The sequence below is a fragment of the Paracoccus sp. T5 genome (genome assembly GCF_048538155.2).
Lineage (GTDB): Bacteria > Pseudomonadota > Alphaproteobacteria > Rhodobacterales > Rhodobacteraceae > Paracoccus.
The window spans coordinates 320,116-330,000 of the sequence record NZ_CM135809.1 but is presented as its reverse complement, the minus strand read 5'-3'; the positions used below and the strand labels follow the sequence as shown (position 1 = coordinate 330,000).

General features: G+C 68.6%; 10 protein-coding genes (1 of these 10 only partly in view). 6 read left to right on the top strand and 4 right to left on the bottom strand.

Features of this window, described 5'->3' with window-relative positions:
- From msrP to ACNR9W_RS01630, 3 genes are all read right to left on the bottom strand, one after another.
- Positions 1–624, bottom strand: the 5' portion of a protein-coding gene (msrP, locus tag ACNR9W_RS01640; protein WP_419268859.1) for a protein-methionine-sulfoxide reductase catalytic subunit MsrP. It extends 288 nt beyond the left edge of the window; the window shows 624 of its 912 coding nt (coding positions 1–624); it begins with the start codon at positions 622–624; its stop codon lies off the left edge, out of view.
- 126 nt (positions 625–750) lie between these two features.
- On the bottom strand, positions 751–2,802 hold the full coding sequence (gene recQ, locus ACNR9W_RS01635) for a DNA helicase RecQ (protein WP_419268858.1): 2,052 nt from the start codon (positions 2,800–2,802) through the stop codon (positions 751–753).
- Positions 2,802–3,095 (bottom strand): YggT family protein, encoded by a 294-nt coding sequence (locus ACNR9W_RS01630; RefSeq protein WP_419268860.1) that lies wholly within the window; start codon positions 3,093–3,095, stop codon positions 2,802–2,804. The genes recQ and ACNR9W_RS01630 overlap by 1 nt, the downstream gene beginning before the upstream one ends.
- Before the next feature lie 142 nt (positions 3,096–3,237).
- Between ACNR9W_RS01630 and ACNR9W_RS01625 the strand changes: the two genes are divergently transcribed.
- The 5 genes from ACNR9W_RS01625 to ACNR9W_RS01605 all read left to right on the top strand — a co-directional run bounded on the left by ACNR9W_RS01625 (position 3,238) and on the right by ACNR9W_RS01605 (position 7,671).
- Positions 3,238–3,798 carry an acyl-CoA thioesterase gene (locus tag ACNR9W_RS01625; RefSeq protein ID WP_419268857.1) on the top strand — a complete coding sequence of 187 codons (561 nt, stop codon included), beginning with the start codon at positions 3,238–3,240 and terminating at the stop codon, positions 3,796–3,798.
- 45 nt (positions 3,799–3,843) lie between these two features.
- Positions 3,844–5,214, top strand: coding sequence for an MFS transporter (locus ACNR9W_RS01620; RefSeq protein WP_419268856.1), 1,371 nt, complete (start codon positions 3,844–3,846; stop codon positions 5,212–5,214).
- Positions 5,211–6,074: a penicillin-insensitive murein endopeptidase gene (gene mepA / locus ACNR9W_RS01615; protein WP_419268855.1), complete on the top strand. Its 864-nt coding sequence runs from the start codon at positions 5,211–5,213 to the stop codon at positions 6,072–6,074. The genes ACNR9W_RS01620 and mepA overlap by 4 nt, the downstream gene beginning before the upstream one ends.
- Positions 6,047–6,976, top strand: a complete 930-nt coding sequence (locus ACNR9W_RS01610; protein ID WP_419268854.1) for an esterase-like activity of phytase family protein — start codon at positions 6,047–6,049, stop codon at positions 6,974–6,976. Before mepA ends, ACNR9W_RS01610 begins: the two co-directional genes overlap by 28 nt.
- Positions 6,977–7,068: 92 nt before the next feature.
- Entirely contained in the window at positions 7,069–7,671 is a 603-nt protein-coding gene (locus ACNR9W_RS01605) for a queuosine precursor transporter (RefSeq protein WP_419268853.1), read from the top strand.
- Positions 7,672–8,081: 410 nt separating this feature from the next.
- Here ACNR9W_RS01605 and ACNR9W_RS01600 read toward each other — a convergent pair whose 3' ends face one another.
- On the bottom strand, positions 8,082–9,263 hold the full coding sequence (locus ACNR9W_RS01600; RefSeq protein ID WP_419268832.1) for an acetyl-CoA C-acyltransferase family protein: 1,182 nt from the start codon (positions 9,261–9,263) through the stop codon (positions 8,082–8,084).
- A gap of 167 nt (positions 9,264–9,430) precedes the next feature.
- Here ACNR9W_RS01600 and ACNR9W_RS01595 point away from each other — a divergent pair, with 167 nt between their 5' ends.
- Complete coding sequence (locus ACNR9W_RS01595) at positions 9,431–9,802, top strand: winged helix-turn-helix domain-containing protein (RefSeq protein WP_419268830.1); 372 nt, start codon at positions 9,431–9,433, stop codon at positions 9,800–9,802.
- The last annotated feature ends 83 nt before the right edge of the window (positions 9,803–9,885 follow it).

Below are 9,885 nucleotides of genomic sequence, written 5' to 3'. Positions count from 1 at the left end.
AATGGGCGCCCCGTTCTGCTTGGGCATCGGTTCGGAATAGAGACCGGTGGCCAGGATCGTCAGCGGATGCATCGCCTCGTCCAGCCGCAGCCCCTCGCGATAGGGCCAGTCGAGGATGGCGCGGGTCTGCCCCGGCATCTCGGACGGGCGCATCACGGTCTCGAAGGCCACGAACTTGGCCCCGGGCTGGACGCCCACCTTTTCAAGGACCGAAGCCAGCGGCACGCCGATCCAGGGCACGACCATCGACCAGGCCTCGACGCAGCGCAGGCGATAAATCCGCTCCTCCAGCGCATTGTCGGGGGCCAGGTCCTCGACGCCATAGCTGCCCGGGCGATCGACCATGCCGCCGATCTCGACCGACCAGGGATCGGTAGTCAGCGCAGCCGCATAGCGCGCGGGATCCTCCTTGCCGGTCCCGAACTCGTAGAAATTGTTGTAGTTGGTGATCTGCTCGAAGGTGTTGGGCGTCTCGGCGGTCGAAAAGGGCGACGGCGTGCCGGTCAGCGCCGCGGCCGCGCCCGGCAGCAGCGCGGATGCGCCCAAGGCGGCGCCGGCGGCCATGAACCGGCGGCGGTCCAGGAACACGGACTGGGGGGTGACGTCGGACCAGGTGAGTTTCATGTCGATCTCCGATCTGCAGGACAGCGCTGTCCCGATTGCAGCTTGTCACAAGACACGGGGCAAGCGGCCCGGGTGGTGCATCACATTCGGTTGAAAGATCGAATTCCGCCCCGGTCAGGCGGCGCCTCAGTCGGCGCGCTCGATCTCGGACAGGAAGGCATCGGCAAAGCGGTCCATGCGGGGCGCGTCCAGGTGGCGGGTCAGCGCCTCGCGGCTGGCGGGCCGGGATTCCGCGATGCGCCGGATCTGTCCGGTCGAACAGGACAGCGGCTTCTCGGTCCCGTCCTCGCCGCGCTGCAGCCGCGCCTGCGCCTCGACCAGACGATCGAACAGCGCGCCTTCGGGCCGCCCGGCCAGCGCGCGGCGGGCCGGGTGCATCTGCGGCTGCGCGCCGGCGATCACCGACAGGAACTCGGCACCAAAGCTTTCCAGCTTCTTGGCCCCCACCCCGCCGATCCGGGCCATCTGGTCCAGGTCCTGCGGACGCTTCTGCGCCATCTCGATCAGGGTCCGGTCGGGAAAGATCACATAGGCCGGCACGCGGGCGGCCTCGGCCAGGGCGCGGCGCTTGGCCTTCAGCGCCGACAGAAGCGGTTCGTCCTCCTCGTCGACCTGGGTGCGCAGGACATTCGCGGCGCGGGCGTTCTGGGTCGTGTCCTGGCGCAGGGTAACGCTTTCCTCGCCGCGCAGGATCGGATGGGCGGCCTCGGTCAGGTGCAGGGCACCGTGACGCTCGGGGTCGGGACGGCAGAGGTCCAACCCCATCATCTGCCGAAAGATCGCCTGCCACTGGCCCCGGCCGAAATCGCGACCGACCCCAAAGGTCGGCAGCTGGTCATGGCCGCGTTCGCGCACCTTGTCGGTGGTGGTGCCGGTCAGCACGTCGATCAGGTGGCCGCTGCCGAACCATTCGCCGGTGCGCAGCATGGCCGACAACGCCTTCCTGACCGCCAGCGTGCCGTCGAACAGCTTGGGCGGGACCTGGCACAGGTCGCAATTCCCGCAGTCCTCGGCCAGCTCCTCGCCAAAATAGGCCAGCAGGCGGCGGCGGCGGCAGCCGGTGGCCTCGGCCAGCCCCAGCAGCGCGTTCAGCCGGGCGTGATCGCCGGCCTTGCGGGCAGGATCGGCCAGCCCCTCGTCGATCTGCGTGCGGCGCAGGCGGATGTCGTCGGGACCGTACAGCGTCAGCGTGTCGGCCGGATCGCCATCCCGGCCCGCGCGGCCGATTTCCTGGTAATAGCCCTCGATGGACTTGGGCAGATCGGCATGCAGCACCCAGCGGATGTCGGGCTTGTCGATGCCCATGCCAAAGGCCACGGTCGCGACGACGATCAACCCGTCCTCGCGCTGGAACCGCGCCTCGGCCTCGCGCCGCGCCTCGGCCTCCAGGCCCGCGTGATAGGCGATGGCCGGGTGCCCCGCCTCGCGCAGCGCCTGCGCCAGCGTCTCGGTCCGCGCCCGCGCCCCGCAATAGATGATCCCGGACTGCCCGCGCCGCGCAGCGACATAGGTCAGCACTTGGGCGCGCGGGCTGTTCTTGGGCTGAAAGGCAAGGCGGATGTTCGGGCGGTCGAACCCGCGCAGGAAGGTGACCGGCGGGGCGCCCTCGAACAGGCGCGTCACGATCTCGGCCCGCGTCTCGACATCCGCCGTGGCGGTAAAGGCCGCCAGCGGCACGTCCAGCGCGCGCTTCAGATCACCGATGCGCAGGTAGTCGGGGCGGAAGTCATGGCCCCACTGGCTGACGCAATGCGCCTCGTCCACCGCGATGGCGGTGACATTGGCGCGGCGCAGCAGGTTCACCGTCCCGCCCGAGGCCAGCCGCTCCGGCGCCATGTAGAGGATCTTCAGCTGGCCCGCCGACAGCGCCTGGAACACCGCCTCGGTCTCGGCCTCGGTATTGCCGCTGGTCAGGGCGCCGGCCTCGACGCCGGCCTCGCGCAGCGCGCGCACCTGGTCCCGCATCAGCGCGATCAGCGGAGAGATGACGACCGTCACGCCCTCGCGCATCAGCGCCGGCAACTGATAGCACAGCGACTTGCCGCCCCCGGTGGGCATGATCGCCAGCACGTCGCGCCCCTGCGCCACCGCCTCGACGATCTCCTGCTGGCCGGGACGGAAGCCGTCAAAGCCCCAGACCTGGCGCAGAAGATCGCCCGCAGGAAGGTCTCGCGCCATCAGAAGCCGTAGAAGAACCCGGCATTGTTGGCCAGGGCCCGCTGCAGGATGATGATGATGATGAAGACGATCAGCGGCGCCAGGTCCAGCCCGCCGGTGCGGGGCAGCATGTTGCGGATCGGGGCATAGACCGGCTCCAGCAGGCGGTTCAGCCCGTCCCAGATCTGCGCGACCAGCGGCTGGCGCAGGTTCAGCACCTGGAAGTTGATCAGCCAGGACATGATGATGTGGACGATCATGATGAACCACACGACCTGCAGGATCAGTTGCAAGGCCTCGTACAGCGTTCCCATGGTCACTCCTTCGTCCGCGGCGGTTTTGCACTGTATGGCGACGTGCCGGGCCTGACGCAAGCCGATGCGACCCGATGCCGCCGCGTTCGCCTTGACGCCCTCGTGATCCGCAGCCACCCAAGGCGCAAAGGAAAGGGCTGCCATGTATCCGCTGATCCGCTTTGCCAAAGAGATGCTGAAATTCCGCAATGCGCCCCGGCTGGCGCCGACCGGAACGCATGTCTCGACCCATGTCTGCTGGCCCTGGGACCTCGACCCCTGGATCGAGCTGAACAACGGCCGCACCCTGACCCTGTTCGACCTGGGCCGCATTCCGCTGGCCAGCCGCACCGGCCTGATCCCGATCCTGCGCGCGCGGGGCTGGGGCATCACGGTTGCGGGCAACTCGACCCGCTATCGGCGCCGCATTCGGGCGTTCCAGCGCTTCACGATGATGTCGCGCACCGTGGGCTGGGATCACCGCTTCGTCTACATGGAACAATCGATGTGGCGGGGAACGGAATGCTGCAACCAAGTGCTGATCCGCTCGGCCGTGACTTCGGCGCAGGGCATCGTGCCGCCGGCCGAGGTGATGGCCGCGATGGGGCACAGCCCCGACAGTCCGCCCCTGCCCGACTGGATCACCGCATGGATCGCGGCCGACGCCGTGCGCCCCTGGCCCCCGGCCATCCCCGAGGACGCGAAACTTTCCTTGCCAGTCTGACGGTTGCCGGGCCTTATGTCGCCGAACGCGCGACAGGGGGACGGCATGAACCGCAAGCGGATCTGGGGCTGGTGGTTTTTCGATTGGGCCAGCCAGCCCTTTCACACGCTGCTGCTGACCTTCATCTTCTCGATCTACTTCGCCGAGGTCGCCAAGCGCCACTTCATCGCGATGGGCGACAGCAGCACGATGGCCGGGGCCCATGCGCAGGCGCTGTGGGGTTATGGCCTGGCGATCAGCGGTGCGGTGATCGCGCTGCTGGCGCCGATCCTGGGCGCCATCGCCGACACCTCCGGGCGACGGCTGCCCTGGGTGTGGCTGTTCTCCATCCTCTATGTCGTCGGATCGGCGGGACTGTGGTGGCTGATGCCCACCCAGCCCGCCCTGGTCCAGGCCATCGTGCTGTTCGGCATCGGCCTGATCGGGGTCGAGTTCGCCACCATCTTCACCAATGCCATGCTGCCCGGCCTTGCCCCCCGGCACGAGGTCGGCCGCCTCTCCGGTTCCGGCTACGCCTTCGGCTATCTGGGCGGCGTGGTGTCGCTGGCGCTGATGCTGGCGCTGTTCGCCGAAACCCCGGGCGGCCGTACCCTGGCAGGCATCCCGCCGCTCTTCGGGCTTGACCCCGTCCTGCGCGAAGGAACGCGCTTTGTCGGTCCCTTCACGGCGATCTGGTATGTCGTCTTCATGCTGCCCTTCTTCCTGTGGGTCCGCGAACCGGACGTGGCGCGGCGTCCGATCCGGGTGCGGGCGGCGCTGCACGACCTCTGGGCGCTGGTGCGCAGCCTGCGCCACCGCCGCAGCCTGGCGCTGTGGCTGCTGTCCTCGATGTTTTCACGCGATGCGCTGAACGCGCTTTACGGCTTTGGCGGCGTCTATGCGGGGACGGTGCTGGGCTGGCCGGTCTTCCTGGCCGGGATCTTCGGGGTGATCAGCGCCATTTCGGCCGCGATCATCAGCTGGCTGGGCGGTCGCGCCGACCGCAGCTTTGGCCCGCGGGCGGTCATCATGACCTGCATCCTGGCGCTGACCGCCGTCTGCACGCTTCTGGTCGGCATGGACCGCAATTCGGTCTTCGGGATGACCGTCGGGGCCGAGCCGCTTCTGGCGGGACTGCGCCTGCCCGACCTGATCTTCTTTGCCTGCGGCGCGGTGATCGGGGGCGCGGGGGGCGCGCTGCAGGCGGCCAGCCGCACCATGATGGTCCGCCACACGACCGAGGCGCGCGCGACCGAGGGCTTTGGCCTTTATGCCCTGTCGGGCAAGGCCACCGCCTTCCTGGCGCCCTTCCTGATCGCGCTCAGCACCGATCTCAGCGGCAGCCAGCGGATCGGATTCCTTCCGCTGATCGTGATCTTCCTTGTCGCGCTGGTTCTGCTAGGGTGGGTCGACCCGGAAGGAGAGGCCCAACCGTGATCAAAAAGACCCTGACCGCCGCCGCCCTGATGCTGGGACTGGCGCTGCCCGCCGCCGCCGACCCGCTGGCCAAGGACGTGTTCGGCGCGTTCCGCGGCCCGTCTCAGGGGCCGGCCGTCGCCATCGGCTATTATTCCCAGGGCTGCGCCCAGGGGCTGGTGCAACTGCCCGAAACCGGCCCCACCTGGCAGGCCATGCGCCTGTCGCGGGACCGCCACTGGGGGCATCCGGTGATGATCGACTTTCTGGTCGGCCTGTCGCGTGCGGCCCGGCAGGCGGGCTGGCGCGGGCTCTATGTCGGCGACATCAGCCAGCCGCGCGGCGGGCCGATGACCTCTGGCCATGCCAGCCACCAGATCGGGCTGGACGCGGATATCTGGATGCTGCCGCCGCCCGCGCTGAACCTCAGCCGCCAGCAGCGCGAGAACATCTCCTCCGTCTCGGTCGTGGCCTCGAACGGGCTGGGCCTGTCGGGCAACTGGACGCCGCAGCACATGTCGATCATGCGCGCCGCCGCCGGCGACCGGCGGGTCGAACGCATCCTGGTCGATCCCGTGGCCAAGGTCGCGATGTGCCAGATGGAGACCGGCGATCGCGGCTGGCTGCGCAAGGTGCGCCCGATCAACGCTCATGACTACCACTTCCACGTCCGGCTGTCCTGCCCCGCCGGCTCGATCTGCCGCACCCAGGATCCGCCCCCGCCCGGCGACGGCTGTGCCGAGGCGCAGCAGTGGATCAACAACCGCGCCAACCCGTCCCGCGCCCCATCGGCTCCGGCCGATCCCGATTACCGCCATCCCCGCACCTATCGGCTCAGCGAGCTTCCGCGACAATGCAACACCGTCGCCGCGGCACCCTGAGCGCCCGGCTGACCGCTGCGGCCCTGTCGCTGGTCCTCGGCACCGCGCCCGTTCTTGCAGGCGCGGTGCTTGACCATGTGGGCACCTATGTCTGGCGCTACGATCACGCCAGCTTCGGCGGCTTTTCTGGCATCGAGATCAGCCCGGACGGGCGGAGCTTCCACGCGCTGACCGACCGCTCGCACCTGTACTGGGGCAGCGTCGAACGGGACGACCAGGGCCTCATCCGCGGCATGAACATCGCCGGGCGCGCCAATCTGCAGGACAGCCAGGGCAAGCCGCTGCCACCGGGCTATACCGGCGACAGCGAGGGGCTGGCCGTGGACCAGGACGGCGGCATCTGGGTCAGTTTCGAAGGCCTGGACCGCGTCGCCTCCTATCCCGATCCCGACCGCCCGGCCGTCCGCCTGCCGCGTCCGCCGCAGCTGCCCGGCATGGGCGTGAATTCAGGGCTGGAGGCCTTGGCGATCCGGGACGATGGCACCTTGATCGCCGTGCCCGAACGCTCGGGCGGGCCGGACCTGCCCTTCCCGGTCCTGGCCTTTGACGGTGCCTGGTCGCGACTGACCCAGATCCGCCGCGATCCGCGCTGGCTGCCGGTCGGCGCCGATTTCGGACCTGATGGCCTCTTCTACCTGCTGGAGCGGGACTTTCGCGGCATCCTGGGTTTTTCCTCGCGCCTGCGCCGGATGGAGCTGACCCCGGACGGTCCCCGGAACGAGGAGATCCTGCTGGAAACCCGCCCGCTGCAATATGACAACCTCGAGGGCATCTCCGTCTGGGACGACGGGCAGGGCATCCGGATCACCATGATCTCGGACGACAACTTCATGTTCCTGCAGCGCACCGAGATCGTCGAATACCGCCTGCACGACACCACCCGGCAGGCGCAGCGGAATTGACAACCCGGCAAGGCGGGGCATAAGCGGCCCTGCCCGCGCCCAAGGCCGGGCCAAGTTCTTCCGCAACCTTGCAAAACGGAAAAATCCCCCCGATGACCCGCTTCCTGCCCGGCATCCTTGCCATGGCCGCCATCGTCGTGGCGTCGAACATCCTGGTGCAGTTCGTGATCGGCGACTGGCTGACTTGGGGCGCCTTCACCTATCCGCTGGCCTTTCTGGTCACCGATGTCATGAACCGCATCCACGGGCCGGCGGCGGCGCGGGGGGTCGTACTGGCGGGCTTCGTCACCGGCCTAGCCTGTTCTCTGGTCGCCGCCGGCCTGCAGGCCACGACGCTGCGAATCGCGATTGCGTCGGGCGCGGCCTTCCTGGTGGCGCAGCTGGCCGATGTCGCCGTCTTCGACGCGTTGCGGAAAGGCCGCTGGTGGCGCGCGCCGCTGGCCTCGACCCTGGTCGGATCGGGCCTGGACACGGCGCTGTTCTTCACCATCGCCTTCTGGGCGGGCCTGCCTGCCGACATCAACACAGGCTGGGCGGCAGAGCCCGTTCCGCTGCTTGGTCAGGGACCGGTCACTGCCCTGTGGGTTTCCTTGGCAGTTGCCGACTGGCTGGTCAAACTTGGTCTGGCCCTACTGGCCCTTGTGCCTTTCCGACTGATTGTCCGCAATTTGTTGCGGGGGTCGGACAAAAGCTGATTGACAGAATTTCGATCTGTGTCACCATTTCCCTATAACGGCAATCTTTTGAAAGGAGGTGGTCCAGTGTCGAGAGTGATAGTGGAGAGAGGTGTCGGAACATTCAGGGGGGCCGTGGCCTGAGGGCAGCCCCAAGGGTCGTAAACCCTGGTTGGGACCGGATGTCTTTCCATCCCTAACCGGACCATCTCCGTGGATCTCGCGGGTCGCCTTCTTGGGGCGGCCCGTTCCCCAGTTAGAGACGCAGGGTTCTTCTTCCCCGCGCTCCAACGAAAAAAGGACGGCCGCGCGGCCGTCCTTTTCCGTTTTGGTACTCGCCATAAAACGCTGCAGGTCGGCAGGCGGGGCCTGCACCGGGCGGTTGATGCTCAGGTCCGGCCGACGCCCGAACAGCGTCGGCCGGACGCCATTCAGATCCGCTCGATGGCGATGGCGATGCCCTGCCCTCCCCCGATGCACATGGTGATCAGCCCGATGCGGCCGCCGGTCCGCTCCAGCTCGTGCAGCGCCTTGACGGTCAGGATCGCGCCGGTCGCGCCGACCGGGTGGCCCAAGGCGATGGCGCCGCCGTTCGGGTTCACCCGGGCCGGATCAAGCCCCAGCCCCTTGTTCACCGCCAGCGCCTGCGCGGCAAAGGCCTCGTTCGATTCGATCACGTCGAACTGCGCCACCGTCAGCCCGGTGCGCTTCATCAGCGCCTCGACCGCCGGGATGGGGCCGATGCCCATGACCTCGGGGCGCACGCCGGCCACGGCATAGCCCAGGATGCGCGCGCGCGGGGTCAGGCCGGCCGCCTCGGCCGCCTCGGACCGCGCCAGCACCAGGGCGGCCGCGCCGTCGTTGATGCCGCTGGCATTGCCCGCCGTGACGGAACCACCCTTCTGGAAGACCGCCTTCAGGCCCGCCAGCTTGTCCAGGCTGGTCTCCTTGGGATGCTCGTCGGTGTCGAAGGCGACGGTGCCCTTGCGGGTCTTCACCTCGATCGGGACGATCTGGTCGCGGAAATGCCCGGCGGCGATGGCGGCCGCCGCGCGGCGCTGCGATTCCATCGCGAACTCGTCCTGCTGCTCGCGGCTGATGTCATGTTCGGCGGCGACGTTCTCCGCTGTAACGCCCATGTGGCCGGTGCCCATCGGGCAGGTCAGCGCCCCGGTCATCATGTCCAGCATCGCCTGGTCGCCCATCTTGGCCCCGAAGCGGGCCGAGGGCAGGATATAGGGCGACCGGCTCATGCTTTCGGCGCCTCCCGCAACGGCGAAATCCGCATCCCCCAGCAGCAGCGCCTGCGTGGCCGACACGATCGCCTGCGCGCCGGATCCGCACAGCCGGTTCACGTTCATCGCAGGGGTGGTGTGGGGGATGCCGGCGTCCAGCATCGCCACGCGGGACAGGTACATGTCGCGCGGCTCGGTGTTGATGACGTGGCCAAAGACCACCTGGCCGATCCGGTCCGGCGCGATCTGCGCGCGCTCCAGCGCGGCGCGGGTGACGGCGCTGGCCAGATCGATGGGCGGCAGGGCAGACAGGCTGCCGCCAAAGGTGCCGATCGCCGTGCGGGCGCCGGACAGGATGACGATTTCAGATGCTGACATGGGGGCCTCCTCTTGCCGTGGGGCAGAATAGGCCGCCTGCCCCGTCCCGCAAGTCGCGCGTCCGATTCCGTGGCGGCACGCGGCGAAACGCGCCGGGCCCACAGGACAAATTGCAGAGCGCGCGATCCGGCGCTATGCTTGCCAGGAATAACGAAACGAGGCCCCGCATGACCCAGACCGCGACCGCCCCCCGGCTGCGCATCAAGCTTCGCCTCGAATACGACAGCCCGCTGATCCTGGGGCCAGGCAAGGCCGAGCTGCTCAGCCGTATCGCGCGGCTTGGCTCGATCTCGGCCGCCGCGCGCGAGATGGGGATGAGCTACAAGCGCGCCTGGACCTTGGTCGAGGAGATGAACATGGCTTTTGCCGACCCGGTGATCGACAGTGCCCGCGGCGGCGCAGGCGGCGGCGGCGCGACCGTCACGCCCACCGGGGAAAAGGTGCTGCTGCATTACCGCGCGCTGGAGACGCTGCTCCGCGAGGCGGGGGCGGAAAACCTGCATGCCCTGAACGCCCTCCTTCGCCCCGAAAGCAACTGAGCCGCCCGGCCGTCGGCAAAGCTGCGCCATCCCCCGGCCCGGGGCGGTTTGTCCCGCCCCTTCTTCCGGCTTTGTGATTTCAC